General features: G+C 66.9%; 17 protein-coding genes and 2 pseudogenes. 8 read left to right on the plus strand and 11 right to left on the minus strand.

Translation table 11 applies throughout. The features are described 5' to 3' along the window. Positions 1–556 precede the first annotated feature (556 nt). Together Aple_RS41585 and Aple_RS41590 are read right to left on the minus strand one after the other, a co-directional pair. Positions 557–1,063 (minus strand): RICIN domain-containing protein, encoded by a 507-nt coding sequence (locus Aple_RS41585; protein ID WP_155350277.1) that lies wholly within the window; start codon positions 1,061–1,063, stop codon positions 557–559. Between the two features lie 718 nt (positions 1,064–1,781). Continuing rightward, on the minus strand, positions 1,782–1,982 hold the full coding sequence (locus tag Aple_RS41590; RefSeq protein ID WP_155350278.1) for a helix-turn-helix domain-containing protein: 201 nt from the start codon (positions 1,980–1,982) through the stop codon (positions 1,782–1,784). A 370-nt stretch (positions 1,983–2,352) separates the two neighbouring features. On the opposite strand from Aple_RS41590, the gene Aple_RS41595 reads away from it, so the two are divergent. Next, complete coding sequence (locus Aple_RS41595; RefSeq protein WP_155350279.1) at positions 2,353–2,682, plus strand: hypothetical protein; 330 nt, start codon at positions 2,353–2,355, stop codon at positions 2,680–2,682. Positions 2,683–3,080: 398 nt separating this feature from the next. Here the strand turns inward: Aple_RS41595 and Aple_RS53840 are convergent, their stop codons facing one another. Both Aple_RS53840 and Aple_RS56510 read right to left on the minus strand, forming a co-directional pair. After that, a complete protein-coding gene (locus Aple_RS53840; protein WP_308805546.1) occupies positions 3,081–3,809 on the minus strand; it encodes an LLM class flavin-dependent oxidoreductase in 729 nt (242 codons plus the stop codon). Continuing rightward, positions 3,790–3,987 (minus strand): annotated as a pseudogene (locus tag Aple_RS56510) (LLM class flavin-dependent oxidoreductase); the annotation flags it as partial. The gene Aple_RS53840 and the pseudogene Aple_RS56510, both read right to left, overlap by 20 nt. A 153-nt stretch (positions 3,988–4,140) precedes the next feature. Between Aple_RS56510 and Aple_RS41605 the strand changes: the two are divergent. Continuing rightward, positions 4,141–4,695, plus strand: a complete 555-nt coding sequence (locus Aple_RS41605) for a TetR/AcrR family transcriptional regulator (protein ID WP_155350280.1) — start codon at positions 4,141–4,143, stop codon at positions 4,693–4,695. Here Aple_RS41605 and Aple_RS41610 read toward each other — a convergent pair. After that, complete coding sequence (locus tag Aple_RS41610; protein ID WP_155350281.1) at positions 4,690–5,259, minus strand: TetR/AcrR family transcriptional regulator; 570 nt, start codon at positions 5,257–5,259, stop codon at positions 4,690–4,692. The genes Aple_RS41605 and Aple_RS41610 overlap by 6 nt on opposite strands. A gap of 84 nt (positions 5,260–5,343) precedes the next feature. Here Aple_RS41610 and Aple_RS41615 point away from each other — a divergent pair, with 84 nt between their 5' ends. Then, positions 5,344–6,279 (plus strand): SDR family NAD(P)-dependent oxidoreductase, encoded by a 936-nt coding sequence (locus tag Aple_RS41615; protein ID WP_155350282.1) that lies wholly within the window; start codon positions 5,344–5,346, stop codon positions 6,277–6,279. A 195-nt stretch (positions 6,280–6,474) separates the two neighbouring features. Here Aple_RS41615 and Aple_RS41625 read toward each other — a convergent pair whose 3' ends face one another. Then, the gene (locus tag Aple_RS41625; protein WP_155350283.1) at positions 6,475–6,981 is read right to left on the minus strand and encodes a monooxygenase family protein; all 507 of its coding nucleotides are present in this window, start codon (positions 6,979–6,981) and stop codon (positions 6,475–6,477) included. Between the two features lie 162 nt (positions 6,982–7,143). On the opposite strand from Aple_RS41625, the gene Aple_RS41630 reads away from it, so the two are divergent. After that, the gene (locus tag Aple_RS41630; protein ID WP_155350284.1) at positions 7,144–7,818 is read left to right on the plus strand and encodes a class I SAM-dependent methyltransferase; all 675 of its coding nucleotides are present in this window, start codon (positions 7,144–7,146) and stop codon (positions 7,816–7,818) included. A gap of 81 nt (positions 7,819–7,899) precedes the next feature. Here Aple_RS41630 and Aple_RS41635 read toward each other — a convergent pair whose 3' ends face one another. Beyond that, positions 7,900–8,679 carry a class I SAM-dependent methyltransferase gene (locus Aple_RS41635; RefSeq protein ID WP_155350285.1) on the minus strand — a complete coding sequence of 260 codons (780 nt, stop codon included), beginning with the start codon at positions 8,677–8,679 and terminating at the stop codon, positions 7,900–7,902. A gap of 325 nt (positions 8,680–9,004) precedes the next feature. On the opposite strand from Aple_RS41635, the gene Aple_RS41640 reads away from it, so the two are divergent. Beyond that, positions 9,005–9,457, plus strand: coding sequence for a hypothetical protein (locus Aple_RS41640; protein ID WP_155350286.1), 453 nt, complete (start codon positions 9,005–9,007; stop codon positions 9,455–9,457). Here the strand turns inward: Aple_RS41640 and Aple_RS55140 are convergent. After that, positions 9,381–9,542 (minus strand): annotated as a pseudogene (locus Aple_RS55140) (CGNR zinc finger domain-containing protein); the annotation flags it as partial. The gene Aple_RS41640 and the pseudogene Aple_RS55140 overlap by 77 nt on opposite strands. A gap of 499 nt (positions 9,543–10,041) precedes the next feature. Between Aple_RS55140 and Aple_RS41650 the strand changes: the two are divergent. The 3 genes from Aple_RS41650 to Aple_RS53855 are packed head-to-tail and all read left to right on the plus strand — an operon-like array spanning position 10,042 to position 11,782. Continuing rightward, complete coding sequence (locus tag Aple_RS41650) at positions 10,042–11,040, plus strand: RNA polymerase subunit sigma-70 (RefSeq protein ID WP_155350287.1); 999 nt, start codon at positions 10,042–10,044, stop codon at positions 11,038–11,040. Between the two features lie 5 nt (positions 11,041–11,045). Next, positions 11,046–11,330 carry a hypothetical protein gene (locus Aple_RS53850; RefSeq protein WP_218038760.1) on the plus strand — a complete coding sequence of 95 codons (285 nt, stop codon included), beginning with the start codon at positions 11,046–11,048 and terminating at the stop codon, positions 11,328–11,330. Further along, positions 11,327–11,782, plus strand: coding sequence for a DUF6069 family protein (locus Aple_RS53855; RefSeq protein WP_218038761.1), 456 nt, complete (start codon positions 11,327–11,329; stop codon positions 11,780–11,782). Before Aple_RS53850 ends, Aple_RS53855 begins: the two co-directional genes overlap by 4 nt. 212 nt (positions 11,783–11,994) lie before the next feature. On the opposite strand, the gene Aple_RS41660 is transcribed toward Aple_RS53855, so the two are convergent. The 3 genes from Aple_RS41660 to Aple_RS41670 all read right to left on the minus strand — a co-directional run bounded on the left by Aple_RS41660 (position 11,995) and on the right by Aple_RS41670 (position 15,627). Continuing rightward, positions 11,995–12,702 (minus strand): DUF6461 domain-containing protein, encoded by a 708-nt coding sequence (locus Aple_RS41660; protein WP_155350288.1) that lies wholly within the window; start codon positions 12,700–12,702, stop codon positions 11,995–11,997. Positions 12,703–12,960: 258 nt separating this feature from the next. Next, positions 12,961–13,719: a carbonic anhydrase family protein gene (locus Aple_RS41665; protein WP_170321930.1), complete on the minus strand. Its 759-nt coding sequence runs from the start codon at positions 13,717–13,719 to the stop codon at positions 12,961–12,963. 681 nt (positions 13,720–14,400) lie between these two features. Beyond that, complete coding sequence (locus Aple_RS41670) at positions 14,401–15,627, minus strand: ROK family protein (RefSeq protein WP_218038762.1); 1,227 nt, start codon at positions 15,625–15,627, stop codon at positions 14,401–14,403. Positions 15,628–15,968: the final 341 nt, after the last annotated feature.

The raw sequence follows: 15,968 nt of genomic DNA on the forward strand, positions 1-15,968 counted from the left end.
GCGGCACCGTCCGCTGGTGGCGTACGGCCCGACAGGCAGCGGACGCATCCGGAGACTGCTCAATGAGCCTACTCATCCGGGCAGAGGAAGCAGGCCACGGCCTCTACGGGCAAAGAGCACCCGAAGCGGTGCTTCGTCTTGTCAAGTCGGCTCAGCAACTCGCCGGCGGTCCGAGAATGGACCTGTTGCAGCACGAGACCAAAGCGCTAAGCCTGGTAGGCCGCCACAAGGAAGCCTTGACGGCTATACGCCTTCTCCACGATCTTGCGGGAACAAAGATGGATCCGATCGGCTTCTGGACGCCAGAACAGATCCATTTCGCCGCATCGTGGGTCTACGCCGCAGGGGACGAAACCCGCGCTGACATGGAAAGAAGCGCCGTTCTCGATCGAACAAGAAGCCATACATACCGCTCGAATTGGCCCTACACGGAGCCATGTGCACGGTTGCCAATGGCGGCATCGCCGAGGGCGCACGGAAGGCATCGACGGGAAGGCCGCAGCTGGCCGCCCGTCCTGGTGGCTGGAAGAGGCCTTCCGCGGCCACTGCGCCGGAGTCAGGCGACCAGACGGAAGCGCTGGTTGCGGGTACCCGGGGCGAAGCAGTCCCAGGTCTGCATGTACGCGCCATTGGCCGTGGACGCGCCGGTCACGTCCAGGCAGCGCTGGCCCACGTCAGCCTTGATGCGGTACGCGCCCATGCCAGCGTCCCAGGTCAGCCACCACTTCTGGTTGTACCCACCGGAGCAGGTCCACTGCTGCACTACGGCCCCGTTGCCCGAGTTGCCATCGCGCAGGTCGAGGCAGGCGCCGCTGTGCGCCGACACGATCGTGTACAGCTCGCCGCTGACGTGGCCCGCGCTCCGGATGTACCACTTCTGCTGCGAGTTGCCGCTGCACGTCCACTGCTGGATCCGGGCGCCGTTGGCCCGGGACCCGTTGACGATGTCCAGACACTTGCCGCTGTTCAGCGGCCGGAGCTCGTACTTGATCTCGGCCGCGCTTGCCGGTGTGGAGGCGGCGAAGATGGCGACGACGGTCACAGAGCTGATGAGGCGTTTCATCGAGGTCCCTCACTGTCCTTCGAATGGGCACTGGTGCCGATTTCCATATCCCTCGGGCTGAGTCTCGGACATGTCGGTATACGTGGGGTATAGGCCCTGCTAAGAACGCGCTTTGGCGCTGCGACGGCGGCCACCTGTGCCGTGGTGCGGTTGCCCGGCCCTTTCCGACAGAGATCATCGCGGCATGCCAGACGCTATTACCGCCGGAATGCTGAAGGCGACTCCTCGTAGACGACTGAAGGGTTGGAGAGGCTCTGCGCGAGGCTGTGATCAAATCAGGACACTTTGGCTATGCACCAGAAATTTCCGGGTCAGGGCTCTTTGTTTGTCAGGACAAATCCGCGATCTTGCTAACACCCTTGCTAACAAGCGTCCGCGATGGCCTTCGCGAAGATTTCGGCGCATGACGTTTCGGCCTGGCGGATGACGTGGGCGTACACGCGCAAGGGTGATCGCCGGGTCGGCGTGGCCGAGGCGGGCCGCGACGATGTGCACGGAGACGCCCGCGAGGAAACTGGTAGAGAGCATTGTTCTAGCTCTGCGAGTACCTCAGCGCTCCGTGCGGGCCGTAGCGGCTCCTGCCCTCGTCTAGGACACCTTGAACAGATCACCGATCAGTTCGGGATCCGGGCCAAGGTCCAGCGCTGGTCCTCCCGCCATCCGTGCGCCTCCCGTCCCTGCTCCAGCGCGGTATCCAGTGCCTTGAGCTGCCGGTCGGTCAGCTTGTACCTCTCCCGCCCGGCCCTTTGGACGCCAGCGCGTCCGTCCCGCTCTCGTCGAACGCGCGGTGGCAGCGGTTGGCCGACATCCGGCTCACCCGGAATTGCTCGGCGACCTGCCGATCGCTCGCCCCCACCGCGAACATCTCCCCGGCCGCGAACCGGACCTGCTCCCGGCGAGCCCGCGCCTGCGCGCTCAACCCCGCCGCTGTCGGGATATCTCATACTTCCGGTGTGAACCACGACCAGCCGAGTGTCATCAAGCCGTGACGATACAAATAAATAGCGTCAGCCTTTGAAACTCTCTAAACGGGCATGGCCCCTTGTGTTTAGTCATGTAGTCGAAGATTCGCGGCCAACAGTGAAAATCAGGATTAGGTCGAGGTCAAGCGTCTAGACGAGCGCAGAAATCGACTCGCATGATGGGAGGGAACGAGAGGCTAGGAAGGAGGAAGTAGAGACCTTCACAGCTCGCTTTGCCTTCATGAGATCGGCTCTCTCGAGCCATTCCCAGGCGCTATGTCCTCGGCTGGATCACCTTGGCCGAGATGGCGCCGGAAGGAGACGAAGATGCGCGGAAAACGTCTACTCTTCGCCAGTCCGCTGATCGCCGCTCTGGCGTTCGGGACGGTCGACATCGCACAAGCCTCGGCCGCTCCGACCTCGGCAAGCGCTGGCAACAGTCACCTCACGACGACCTCGAAGATGGCACCGCCCACGTGCAAGCAGAACTTCAAGGGCGACGCCAGGAAGACGTGCGCGAGCGGCTTCAACGACGGATTCACGGCAGGGAAAGCCTCGTGCAAGCCTGGCTTGCGCGCGTTGGAGCCCGCGCTTGAGGATGCGATTTACCTCCATGGCTACAACGCCGGGTTTGATGCGGGTAAGGCCAGGTGCTAGCCACTGCGGAGTCGCAGCCATACATGGCGTGCACCATCCCGTAAAGGGTCTCAAGCCTTCCAAGGTGGGCCTGTCCGGCCTACAGGCCGGACAGGCCCACCTCCCATTGAGCTATCCGCCCGACCAAACCGATCGTGCTGTCAGAGTAGGCAATCCTTGCGCCAATTGCTTCTGCGTCAGATTGCGGCCCACGCGAAGCCTGCGCAGTTCGAAACCGAGTAGCGCTGGCTCGTCAGTACTCCTGCTTCAGAACAGCGGCGCGAATCTCACAGCGACACGGAGTCTGCCATCCGACTATCCGTTGATGCCCACGGTCCTAGAAGACGCGGAGCGAGCAGACGGACGATTCATGGAGTGCCTGAGCCGTGCCAGGATCCACCGGAACCTGCGGGGCGGAGCTAGCCGCGATGTTTTTTCGCTAGGTCGGCGAACAACGTGACCGTGCGGACTTGGTCCTCGGGAAGCCCGACCGGGAAGATGATCAGCTCGGTCGCTCCGGCGTCGGCGAAATGGCGTACCGCCTGCTCGGCGGCCGCTTCGTCACCGGCGATCAAGGTGTCTGCCGGGCCCGTGGAGCCCTGCCGCTCGAGCAAGGCGCTGAAAGTGGGCAGCGTCGCGGCCTGGCGGAAGTCCGTGTTGACGCGTTCACGTGCTCCGTCCACATCGGAGGTCACGGACGCGAGTAGTCCGACGACGATGCGCGGTGCCGCTCGCCCCGCCGCCGCGGTCGTGACGGCCGGAACCACGGCCTCGGCGAGGAATCGGGGTGTCGTCCACATCGTGAGGGCGCCGTCGGCCAGTTCACCCGCGAGAGCCAGCATGCGAGGTCCGTTCGCGGCGAGTAGGAGGGAGGGCGGAGCCACGCCCGGTGCGGCGACACCGCCGGCCGCAGTGACCACTTGGCCGCGGAACTCCACGTCCTCGCCTCGCAGGACGGGGTTGAGCACGTCCAGGATCTCGCGCGTGTGCCGCACGGGCGGCTGCCACGTCAGTCCGTACCGGCTCTCGACGACCGGTGCGTGGCTCGGGCCGATGCCGAGCGTCAGCCGCCCGCCTGTGGCGGCGTGCGTGGTCAGCGCTTGGGCGGCGAGGGCGAAGGGGATGCCGCGGGTAGGTTCCCATGACAGACGTGGCCACCTGGATGTTCGGTGCGCGGTTGCCCAGTGCGGCGAACACGGTCAGCGGATCCCATCCGCCGTGCTCGCCCAGCCAGAAGCGCGAGAAGCCGTCCGCCGCCGCGCGTTCGATCTCGGTCAGAAGTCGCGGGATGGGCGCGGCGCCGTAGTTCGACAGGCCGATTTCCATGCGCTCAGCTCCCTGGTTGCGGGGGTGAGTCCGGCAGGGCCTCGGGGTTCCAGACCACAAGTCCTCCAAGCAATGTGGTAGTTATACTTCCGTTTTCCAACGTAGCGAGAAAGTGGGAGTATTGCTACCGTTTCTTTGGGAGGTACGTCACTGATGCGCTCGCCACGCAAGGACCAGATCCGGAACCGTCAGCGCCTCGTGACCGCCGCGCGTGAGGCGTTCGGCGAGCAGGGCCCCGGCATCTCACTCGAAGAAGTCGCGCGGCGCGCGGGGGTCGGGCCGACGACGCTGTACCGGCACTTTCCGGGCAAGGAGGAACTCCTTGAAGCGGTGCTGGACGACCTGGTCGAGGCGGTACGGGAGAACGCGGAACGGGTCGCCCAGATCGGGGACCCATGGCAGGCGTTCCGGGCGGTGTTCACCCGAAGCTGTGACATGTCCGAGCAGGAGGTGGCCACCTTCGCCCGGCTGGCCAACGCCGGCGGTCGCGCTGGCGAGCACGCTCAGCGCCTCATCGAGAGTGTGGTCGGGCCGGCCACATCGCGGTTGCGGGAGATCGGCGGACTGCGTCCTGGCATCACCGTCCAGGACATCGCCGTGTTCGTCCGCATGACGCTCACCACGGACAGCCCGGAGAGCCGGGTGAAGGCGATCGACACCATCCTCGACGGCCTCATGCGGGACCCGCGCGTTGGCCGGCTCTTATGAATTCGGTACGGCCAGGCCGGCCCGGATCACGGGATAGACCCGGCGCATCAACTCGCCGTCGCCGCGGAAGCGGCGCATCGCCTGCAGGCCGACGATCAGGGTCTTGATGTCGGCGGCGTCAAGGTCGGGCCGTACGGTGCCCGCGCGCTGGGCCTGGGCGAGGATCTCGGCCACCATCCCCATGAACTCGTGCTCGGCGTCAGGCAGGGCCTCCGCCAGGTCGAAGCCAACCCCCGCGAACGCGTCGGTCAGTCCGAGGTCGCTCGCGCCCTGCTCGGCCATCTGGATCAGGAACGCGTACAGTCCTTCGCCCGGGTCGGCTGCCGCCTGGGCGCGGGACCGCTCGACGACCTGGCGCATCCGGTCGGCCACGATCGCCTGGAACAGCGATTCCTTGGTCGGGAAGTGCCGGTACACGGTTCCCGCGCCCACGCCTGCCCGGCGGGCGATCTCGTCGATCGGGACCGTGGCCCCCTCCTCGGCGAAGGTCTCGTAGGCGACTTTCAGCACGCGTGCCCGGTTGCGGGCGGCGTCCGCGCGCAGCGGGCGGGAATTCTCGGTCAACGAGCCTCCTAGACAAACGGGGCGTGCGTTCCGGTAATGTCTCCATAACCGGAACGTGCGCCCCGATTATATCTGGAGGGACTTATGTCCAGACAGCGCTGGACCAGCGACGATGTACCCAGCCAGCATGGCCGTGTCGCGGTGGTCACCGGAGGCAACACCGGCATCGGCTTCGAGACGGCCAAGGTGCTCGCCGCACGGGGGGCATCCGTGGTGCTGGCCGTACGGGACGTCGACAAGGGCAAGCAGGCCGCGGCCCGGATCGCCGATGCCTACGCGGACGCCGACGTGGCGGTGCTGCACCTCGACCTGGCCTCGCTGGCCTCGGTCCGCGCGGCCGCCGCCGAACTGCGGGACACGCGGGCCGGCATCGACCTGCCGATCAATAACGCCGGCGTGATGTACACGCCGCACATGACCACCGTGGACGGCTTCGAGCTGCAGTTCGGGACCAACCACCTGGGACATTTCGCCCTCACCGGGCTGCTGCTCGACAAGATGCTGCGCGTCCCCCGCTCTCGCGTCGTCACCGTCAGCAGCGCGGGGCACCGGCAGGGCGGACCGATCGACTTTGACGACCTCGACTGGAAAACCAGCACGTACAGCCGGGTCGCCGCGTACGGGCACTCCAAACTGGCCAACCTGATGTTCACCTACGAACTCCAGCGCAGGCTCGCGGGCAAGAGCGAGACCGTCGCCGTCGCCGCGCACCCGGGGGGATCCGACACGGGAGGGTCCAGAACGTCGGTCTCGCTGCAGCCTGTGTACTTCCGCGCGCTGTTCGCCCTGGTCCGGCCATTGCTGATTCAGCCTGCCGAGATGGGGGCGCTGCCCCTGCTACGAGCAGCCACGGACCCGGACGTACAGGGCGGTCAGTACTATGGCCCTGCCGGTTTCCAGGAGAGCAAGGGGCTTCCCAAGGTCGTCAAGTCAAGCGCGCGATCGTACGACGTGGCGGCTCAGCGTCGGCTATGGACGATCTCGGAGGATCTGACCGGCGTCACCTTCCCGGTCCGATGACCCTTGCGCGAAAGAGACGGCCTACACCAGCGGTGGCGGGTAGCGGTGGATCTCCGCTCGGTGGCCCGTCGATCCGGCGAACTTGGCATCGTCGGTGAGTAGCGGCAGTTCGAGCAGTTCGGCCAGGGCCACGTACATGCCGTCTAGCATGCAGTTTGGTCTGGAGTGTTCGGTCATCGGCGATGGCCCGAGCGGCTAGGACTCGTACAGGTCCGTCTCGCTCAGGACCGGGCTGCCGTCGTCGGAGCGTCTCAGGCGGGCCGCGGAACCGAACATGGGTCCGCGAGCGCGCTGGATCCCAGCGAACCGTCCAAACCCGAGCGGCTTGGGCACGTCGTCGTAGACGGCCTCCATGCCACCCTTGACCGAGTACGTCTCGTGCCAGAAACCGGTGCCGCCCGAGTCCCGCAGGAAGCCCAACCACCAGTCCCGATGCGGCTCGGACCGGGCGAAGGCGAGCAGCGACGGCAGGTCCCGCCAGTACTGGCGCATGCCCATGTTCATCGGGAAGAACGAGTAGTACACGGGCTCGTGCAGCAACAGCCCGTCCGGCTTGCCCGCGACCGACTCACTGATTTTCCGGCCGAAGCTGAAGAAGGTCCGGATCCCGTACAGACGATTCACCCGCATGCCGAGGTACAGGACCATGAGGTCTGGGTAGGCGGACAGATCGACGGTCTGCCGGTTTACGCGAGTTGGCATCCAACGCTCCTTATGGCTCCGGTCACGCATGGGCAGCCTTAACGTACGAATGCGAACTTGACTAGCACTGAACGAAAACCCGAGAGTAGTGAACGGCGACTTCCCTGTCGGCAGGGAAGATCGTGATTCTCTGGCTCGCCTCAGCGGACTACGGTCGTGAGCGTGATCGAACACGATGCCCTCAGTGTTACCCGCGAGGCCTACGACGCTGCTGCCCCCATGTACGCGCAGCTGTTCCGCGACGATCTGCGTGACAGGCCTTTGGACCGCGCGATTTTGAGTGCCTTCGCCGAGGTCGTACGTGCGAGTGGGGACGGTCAGGTCGCAGATCTGGGGTGTGGGCCTGGCCATATCACCGCTTACCTGGATGAGCTGGGGCTGGCGGCGTTTGGCGTTGATGCCTCTCCTGCGATGATCAAGTTAGCTCGACAGGCTTACCCGGGCCTGCGGTTCGACGTGGGCTCGATGGCCGCGTTGAACATCGCTGACGGCGTGCTGGGCGGCGTACTCTCACGTTGGTCCATCATCCACACTCCGCCGCAGGAACTCCCCGTCATCGTGGCGGAGTTCCACCGTGTGCTGGCACCTGGCGGCCACCTTCTGGTCGGCTTTTCGGCCAGCGATGATCCGTCTCACTCTTCGCAGGTCTTCGATCACGCAGTCGCGCCGGCCTATCGGTGGTCGCCGGATCACCTCGCCGCGATGTTGCGTACGGCCGGTTTGGCCGAGGTAGCCCGGATGGTTCGCGAGCCTCAGCCCACCGACCGGCGGCAGTTCCAGGCGATTCACCTGCTCGCTCGCAAATCCGAGGCAGGGTCTGCCCAGTCGAACGCATGACCGCATCCAGCCTGCCGGACGGGTAACCGTTGGTCGACGGCGGGCTGGCGACTCGCTCACAGGGATAACGGTCGGTGATTTTCACAGCCGTCGGACGCGCAGCACGCAGGTCAGCATCGGGAGGGTGAACTCGCCGTCGGCGGTCTCAGGTCGGCTCGCGAGGTAGGCGCGGACCTGACCGAGCGTAGCTTCTCGTTCCTGTTCGGGCATGACCAGCATCCCCGCTCTCGTCGCGAGGGTCTCGACGAGTGAGTCGGCGGTGCGGCGCTGCCCGTGCGGGAACGCCGCCTGCTCCGGCGAGCCGAACCGGGCGGCCACGCCTGCCTTGGGAAGGTGCATGTCCGCCGTCTCGGCGTGCCAGCTGGTGGGCGTGTCGCGTGGGCCGATGGCTGCGCTCCCGCCGACCCGCGCGAGCCCGGCAACCCAGTCGACCCGGTCGTCGAGGACGTTCCACAGGCCGGCCAGGATGCCGCCGGGTGCGAGGACCCTGGCTATCTCGGGTCCCGCGACGGCCATGTCGAACCAGTGCATGGCGTTGCCGGCCAGCACCGCATCGACGGACGCGTCCGGCAGCGGTATCGCCTCGGCACTACCTGGCAGGGCGCGGACATCCGCCAGCGCGCGGTGCAGCTCGGCCAGCATCGCCGGGTCGGGCTCGACCGCGACGACGTCGACGCCCATCGCGACCAGCGTCGCGGTCAGCTTGCCGGTGCCGGCACCGAGGTCGAGCACCCGCAGCCCGGGCGCGGGCTCAAGCGCCCAGCGCACCGCGGCCTGCGCGTAGTCCGGGCGGTGCTCGGCGTAAGCGGACGCCGCTGCACCGAACGACGAGCTGAGAACTAGCTGGTCATCCTGTTCCACGCGATCACCTTATGCGTGCCGCTCGTCCTGAGTGCCGGGGTGAGCTCACTCCTGGTCTCTTTTCGGCGGGCAGGCTCCGGAATGGGAGGAGGCCCGGCCATAGGTGGTTCCGTGGCCGCGTTGCTCTCGGTCAGGCTCGACCAGCGCATCGGGTGAGCGCGTCCAGGATCCGGACGCGCTGCCCGCCCGCATGGTCGGCGGCCCCGCCCCAGCCTGACGGACAGGGTTCCCAAAATCACGGACGAATACCGGCCGATCGGGCACGCGCGGGCGCTCCGGGAGGTGAACTGGTGTTCGCAATGTCCGCGATCGAAACGGAGCAATCATGATCAGAAAGCTCGTCGCGACGACCGCCGCATTACTGGCAGGTGCGACGCTGTTCGTCACCCCGGCGTCGGCCGGGGCCGCCGCGTTCGACCCGAACCCCACCATCGGAGGCAACGGCCAGGCCGTTCCGGCGCCGCACTACGCGACGGGAGCACGTGGAGTCAGCGCACCCTCCTACCTGCCGAGCTGCCCGTTCCAGCGGGTCTGCATCGCGGTCCTCGACTACCAGGACGCCAACATCAACACCTGGAAGATCTACGACCTGTACCAGTGCGGCGACTACTCGTTCTACGACTGGCACGCCCGCGGCTGGATCCGCAACAACCAGTCGGGCGGCGCGGTGGCGGTCCGGCTGAACTCCACATGGAGCGTTCTCAGCCCGACCCACCCGGTGGACAACCGCTGGCTGGACGTGAACTGGGAGCCCGCCTACCACTTCCGCCCTTGTTGATCCAAGTCCTTCGCCGTGCCCGATAGGCGGCGACGTGCATCCGGTTCCCGCATGTACGGCTGTCGCAGTACACGCGGGACCGGTTGCGCGACTGGTCCGTAGCGGGGCCCGCTACACCCTCAGGTTTTCACTGGTCAGCAAGGGTGCCTCTCGAAAGAAGGGCACCCTTGCTGCATTCTGAGGGACTATCGCTCTGGTCACGTAAAGTCCATTGCTTCGGCGCCGCCGAGGAGCACCGGGCGGATCTGTTTCCGGTAGAGCGCCTCGTGACCGCGGTTCCGCTGTGACCGACGAGCCGGGCCTCGGCTCCAAGATCAAGCCCATCCTTTTCGGTGGACCTCGTGCCGTGCCCGTGCGTCCATGCCCGCCGCGTCGTCGTGAACCAGGCGACCCCGGCACGCGCCAGACGGTCGCGCACCCGCGCCCACTCCGGCGGACCCGCGCCCTCCTCGCCGTACCGGGCGTCGTGCTCCGCCACCGGATCCGTCACTGGATCAGCCATGCCGACCGGCCCTAGTGATGAGTTGTCGCGCCCGTACCCGTCACACCTACGACGGGACACGACGAGGCGGAAGGATGACGTGATGAGTGCGGACACGCGGCTGGAGGAACTGGGCGTGAGCGGTCTGGGTGAGGTCGACGAGCCGGCGTTTTCGGGGCTGGCGGAGCGGCACCGGCGGGAGCTGCACGTGCACTGCTACCGGATGCTCGGGTCGTTCGAGGACGCCGAGGACACCGTGCAGGAGACGTTCCTGCGTGCCTGGCGGCGGCGGGAGACCTTCGAGGGGCGGTCGACGTTCCGGGCCTGGCTGTACCGGATCGCCACCAACGCCTGCCTGGACCTGCTCGCCAAGTGCCGCCCGGAGCCGGCGACCGGCGGCGAGGTGCTGTGGCTGCAGCCCTACCCGGACCGGCTGCTCGACGAGCTGCCCGCCGGCGACGCCGACGAGCCGGAGACCCTCGCCCTCGCGCGGGAGACGATCGAGCTGGCGTACCTGGTCGCGGTCCAGCACCTCGCGCCACGCCCGCGGGCCGTGCTGATCCTGCGGGACGTGCTCGGCTGGCCGGCCAAGGACGTCGCGGAGCTCCTCGGGGACTCCGTCAACTCCGTGAACAGCGCGCTGCAGCGGGCCCGCGCCGGCATGCGGGAGCACCTGCCCGCCGAGCGGCAGGACTGGACCGGCGGGGAAGAGGACGCCGGGACGCGCGAGCTGGTGCGCCGCTATACCGACGCCAGCGTGGCCACCGACATCGACGGGCTCGCCGCACTGCTGCGGGACGACGTCCGCTGCTCGATGCCGCCCACGCCGGGCCTGTACGTCGGCCGCGAGACGGTGGTGAACGACTGGGTCGAGAGCGGCTTCTTGGACCTGAAGCACCTGCGCACCGTTCTCACCTCCGTGAACCGGCAGCCCGCCGTCGCCTTCTACCTCTGGCGGAAGCGGGAGGGCGCGTACCTGCCGCTGACGATCGACGTCCTGCGCGTCACCGGCGGGGCGATCACCGAGATCGTCACGTTCCACGACGACCAGTTCCCGCGGCTTGGACTGCCGGAGCGCCTGCCGGCGGACGGCACGGAGTAGTCCCGGTGTGGACGCTCGTGTTGCGCGGCGGCGCGCGTGTCCCGGTGGTTGCGGCGCAGTGGTGCGACGCGTTCGGCGTCGTCACCCACGGGCGGGTGCAACTGGAGTTGCGCGACGGCGAGCCCGGGCCGGTCCTCGGACGCGACGCCGGGTTCTGGCTCCGCGGCACCGGCGTCCGCGCCCTGCGCAACCCCGGCCGTCGCACGGCGAGGGTGCGCATCCTCACCCCCAGGGCCAGGACCGTCACACACCCCGTACGCCAGCCACCGAACAATGGAGTAACGACATGAACAGCATGAATGACACCGGGGTCGTCGCAGGCCCGGCATCGGGCCAGACCAGCCACCCCCATCGACTCCGCAAGCTCGCCGGCACCGGCTTCATCGCCACGCTCGCAGCGATGGCGGCCACCACCCTCGCCGCTGCGCTTGCCCAGGCCGTTGGCGTCGACTTCGAGATCCCCGATGGTGGCGAGACGATCCCGTTGCCCGGGTTCGCCGTGGTGACCGGCTTCTTCTCGGTCGTGGGCATCGTCATTGCCGTGGCTCTTCTTCGTTGGAGCGCTCGCCCCGCCGAGCGATTCGTGTGGACGGCAGTGTCGCTGACCGCGATCTCGTTGGTCCCGCCCTTCCTCTCCGGGGCGAACACCGCCACCACCATCGCCCTCCTCGGGCTACACCTCGTCCCTGCGACGGTGATGATCCCCACCCTGGCGCGGAGCCTCCGCACCCGGACCGATTGACGATCCCGCAACAGGACAACGCGCGGCGCAAGGGGCGTGCGCAAGCGCACTAACGCGCCTCCCACGTGGATTCGGCTCCTGCGCGGCGGCTTGAGCCGGGATCTGACCCTCTCTCGGGTCGACGTCAGGCTCAAGCCGCGCCAGGACGCGCTCGCAGCCGAGCCCTGACACCTACGCCCGCGGGAGGCTGCCACGCTCCTACCTGATCGCAATCACCTGCTGTTGATCATGGCGCCCAGGAATCGCATGTCGAGCATGTCCTGAGAGAAGGGAAATCCGGTGATCTTTCTTGCCAGAGCGAAGGAACGTGGGAATTCCGTACCAAGGTCTGGGTCATCCACATCCACATCCAGGTCTAGGTCCAGGTCGGGATCCAGATCAGGGTCCAGCCCGACTTCGCGCATCATGTCGACCAATCGGTCCGGATCACTGCCCGCGCGTGCATCGGGACCCAGCAGGTCGAACCATGTGACCAATTCGCCGTCAGCCGCGTAGACGAAGAAGTCCGAGGCATGGATATTGCGGTTGATCGACACGACCTCAGTCGCCTGAGAAAGTCGCATCAGCAGGTGACGATCAACGGCGATCGATGCCCACCAGAGCTGGATGAGCACTGTCCAGCCGTCCATCTCCAGTGTGCCTACGTAACTGGTGCGCATGTCGTTGGAGTCGACGCACTTCATCGTCCGTTCCTGTAGCTCTTCGAAGGTCGCTTCTTCGATCCCCCCGACCTCCGCTCCGAGACGAGTCAGCGCCTCGACCGGGGAGAGGGATCGAACGAAGGAGACGCAGGAGACGTCGGAGAACGGCCCGAACTCCGAAAGCCAGCCGAACTCCTCGTGCAGGTCTGTCACTGTGACTCCATTGATCGGTTGCGCGTCATGATGCCAGTCGTCACCGACAAGGATGGTGCCGCTCATGAGGGTGCTGACAGCGTTCGTCCGGTGGGCCTGAACCCTCGAGTTGGGCGTTCAAGGTCGACGCGCACATGGAGGTGTGGGCGGCCGGGGTCACCTACGAACGTTCCCGGGCCGTCCGCATGGTCGAGAGCGAGGGGGCGGCCGACGTCTACGAGCTGCTCTACGACGCCGACCGGCCCGGGTTCGAGTTGGCCGCCTGGCGGGTGAACGGCCACGGCGAGTCGGTACGGAACCGGGCGGACCCGGAACGGCGCAGCGTTAGTGGTACGAGTAGATGTTGGGCTCCGGGTCGTTCTCCTGGAGTTCCCGGCGGTTGCCCTCCGGGCCCCACAGTGACTTGTACGACTGGATGTTGTTCTGGTGAGCCTTCGCGTGCTGGTTGAAGATGACCCAGTTCACCGGCTGGAAGTAGGAACCGGTCTCGTCCGGCGTCGTGAGGGAGCCGGTGTAGCGGTAGGTGACGCGGCTGTCGGGCAGCATGGCCCCGAGGTCGACGCCGTAGACGCTCCTGGACTCGCCGAGAGCGGGGGGCGACTTGATCAGGCGGTCGTGCTGGGACAGGCCTTGGAAGGTCCTGGCGTCGATGAGGACTGAGAAGACCACGTAGCCCTTCGGCTCGGTCGCCCGCTCGTGGACGAAGTGGGCCTCGAGGGGAGCGAACGGCTGGCCGGCGAACTTGTGCTCGGCGTGGCCGTGGAAGTGCACGTTGTTCAGGTTGTACCGCTGGCCGCCGTAGGTGATGTACGGCTGGGAGCCCCCGGTGCCGATGATGAACCTGACGTCGTCGTGCTCGCTCACCTCGTCCAGCGGAGGTTTGTCCTGGAAGAGGAGCGTCCCGCCGACCCTGTCCGGGTAGTGGATGGCGAACGCGGACTGGGTGCCCGGGCATGCCACCGAACGGTCGATCTCGACAGGACTCTGGACCGCGCTGTCCGTGCCGGTGCCCTGGCACGGCTTGACCTGAGCCTGTACGGGAGTGGAAAGGGAAATGAACGGGAGGGAAAAAACGGCAGCCACCGCAATGGGCGCAAGACGGTTCCGCACCAGTCGCCTTTCGTACGAGGGGACGTCGAAGATGTCGTCTACGGAGAACCAAGGGGGCGATGTCCGCATTAGGGACGACATAAAGGCATTGGCGAGGATAGTCGAAAAAAGTGAACTTACACTCTGTTTTTTCTGTGGCCAAAACGACCAGAAGTAAACAATCGATTACTTGATGTCGAGACACCGCGCCCGGAGCCTGGTCGTCAGCCGCCATGGCGAGATCGCCGGATACACCGTGGTCAACGACATGAGCTCGCGCACCACATGCCAAGGTCTGCCTCGGCGGGTGCGCGGTTGCCCGGCCATCCGCCCGGCGTGGGAGGTGGCCGAGCGAGGGCGTCTACCCCGACGGGTGGGTCTGGCGACCGGCACGTGCCTGGTCCCGGAGTTGCCCTTCACCCTCCGCGAGGGCGACGAGATCACCGATCTCCATCTCCGAGGTCGGTACGCTCACCAGCACGGTCGTGGCGACCGCGACCAAGGCCCACCGCCCCCGCCGCCGCCTTCGTCGACTACTCCTCGATCAAGCCGCCCGACAACTTCTGGGAACTTCGCGGGACATGGGAGCAACTCCGAGTCCCGTCCCCGCCATCGGCGCCTTCGCCACGGTTCTGCTGTTCCAGCAGCGTGGCGAGCGCCTGCCCCGTACCCCGATCATGATGAGTACACATGATCGCTGATGAGCCGGGCCGCGCCCACGACACCAGCGATGTCCTCCAGCTCCGACAGGACAATGGGCAGGTTCCCGGTGGCCAGCGGCAACGACCGCCGGTAGACGACGCTCCGGATCTCAGCCAGCAGGACGTGGCCCAGCCGGGCCACCCCGCCCGCGATGATCACGAGCCCGGGGTTGAAGAAGCTGACGAGCCCGGCGAGCACCTGGCCGACCCGGCGGCCGCCGTCCCTTATCAGCTTGATGGCCACCGGGTCGCCCTGGGCGGCGGCGATGGCGACGTCCTCGGCGGTCAGTGATCCGGCGGCGGCAAGCCGTTCCGCCAGGTAGGGAGACGCCTCGCTACGCGCGGCCGACTCCGCCTGGGTGGCCAGCGCGGAACCGCCGAAATAGGCCTCCAGGCAGCCGGTGTTGCCGCACGGGCACACCGGGCCGTTCTCGTCGACCCCGATGTGGCCGATGTCGCCGGCGCTGCCGGACACCCCGCGATAGATCTTGCCGTCGACCACGATGCCGCAGCCGACGCCGGTGCCGATCTTGACGAGCAGGAAGTCGTTGACCTGGCGGGCCACCCCGGCATGCAGCTCCCCGAGCGCCATGATGTTGACGTCGTTGTCGAGCATCGCGGGGCAGCCGAGCTCCTGGCTGATCGTCTCGCGCAGCGGATAGCGGTTCCAGCCCGGCATGATCGGCGGCACGACCGGCACGCCCTCGGCGAAGCTCACCGGCCCGGGGACGCCGATGCCGGCCCCGATGAGCTGCGTGTAGAGCCCCTGTTCTCGGAGTTTCCCGACGAGGTCGAGCACCCGGTCGAGCACCGGGGCCGGGCCGGTTCTTATGTCACACGGCTCGCTCACGTGCCCGAGCACGTTGAGTTCGCCGTCGGTGATGGCCACGTCGACCGAGGTCGCGCCGATGTCGATGGCCGCGAACCGGGTGGTGCTCGACAACCTGACGCGGCCGGAACGGCGTCCGCCCCGTGACTCGGCGAGGCCGTCGGGTTCGACCAGGCCCAGGTCGACCAGGCGGTCAAGGGAGGCGTTGAGCTTCGAGCGCGACATCCGCCAGTTGGAGGCGCCGTAGGACTGGCCGGACGGTGCGGCGGCGTCGGAGGTGAGGTCGTTGAGTTCGGCTCGCGACCGGGGCCCGTCCCGCAGGAGGCGCAGCAGGGCTGCCTGGTGCGGGTTCTCCGGCCGGTTGGTCTTCACGTGGGGACGGTATCTCGCTTCCGCCATAACCGGGAAGAGGAACTTTTGTCCAAATCGACAAAAGTTATGTTGAGTTAGTCGTAACATCTAGACACCTCTCCTGAAACAATTTAACCTTCGATCGCTAGTGAAGCCCGGATGGCCCAAAGGGCGCGGGGGTGCGATGCGACCACAACACCGGCTCCTGCGGCCCGCGTGCCGGAGTCGCCGGCACCGGCTTCCTCGCCAGCGACCACGCCTTCGCCGAGGCGTCATGACGGCCGAATCGCCATTACCCCCTAGCCCCGGAGGTCGCCCGTACCCGAGGAGATAGGCCGGGCCGGAAGGTCGGTGCGCAGACC

The sequence above is a fragment of the Acrocarpospora pleiomorpha genome, from assembly GCF_009687885.1.
Taxonomy (GTDB): Bacteria; Actinomycetota; Actinomycetes; order Streptosporangiales; family Streptosporangiaceae; genus Acrocarpospora; species Acrocarpospora pleiomorpha.

Coding starts and splice junctions, on each gene's coding strand:
- Aple_RS41585 (WP_155350277.1), bottom strand. CDS start 1,063: ATGAAACGCCTCATCAGCTCTGTGACCGTCGTCGCCATCTTCGCCGCC.
- Aple_RS41595 (WP_155350279.1), top strand. CDS start 2,353: ATGCGCGGAAAACGTCTACTCTTCGCCAGTCCGCTGATCGCCGCTCTG.
- Aple_RS41605 (WP_155350280.1), top strand. CDS start 4,141: ATGCGCTCGCCACGCAAGGACCAGATCCGGAACCGTCAGCGCCTCGTG.
- Aple_RS41615 (WP_155350282.1), top strand. CDS start 5,344: ATGTCCAGACAGCGCTGGACCAGCGACGATGTACCCAGCCAGCATGGC.
- Aple_RS41625 (WP_155350283.1), bottom strand. CDS start 6,981: ATGCCAACTCGCGTAAACCGGCAGACCGTCGATCTGTCCGCCTACCCA.
- Aple_RS41640 (WP_155350286.1), top strand. CDS start 9,005: ATGATCAGAAAGCTCGTCGCGACGACCGCCGCATTACTGGCAGGTGCG.
- Aple_RS41650 (WP_155350287.1), top strand. CDS start 10,042: ATGAGTGCGGACACGCGGCTGGAGGAACTGGGCGTGAGCGGTCTGGGT.
- Aple_RS53855 (WP_218038761.1), top strand. CDS start 11,327: ATGAACAGCATGAATGACACCGGGGTCGTCGCAGGCCCGGCATCGGGC.
- Aple_RS41660 (WP_155350288.1), bottom strand. CDS start 12,702: ATGAGCGGCACCATCCTTGTCGGTGACGACTGGCATCATGACGCGCAA.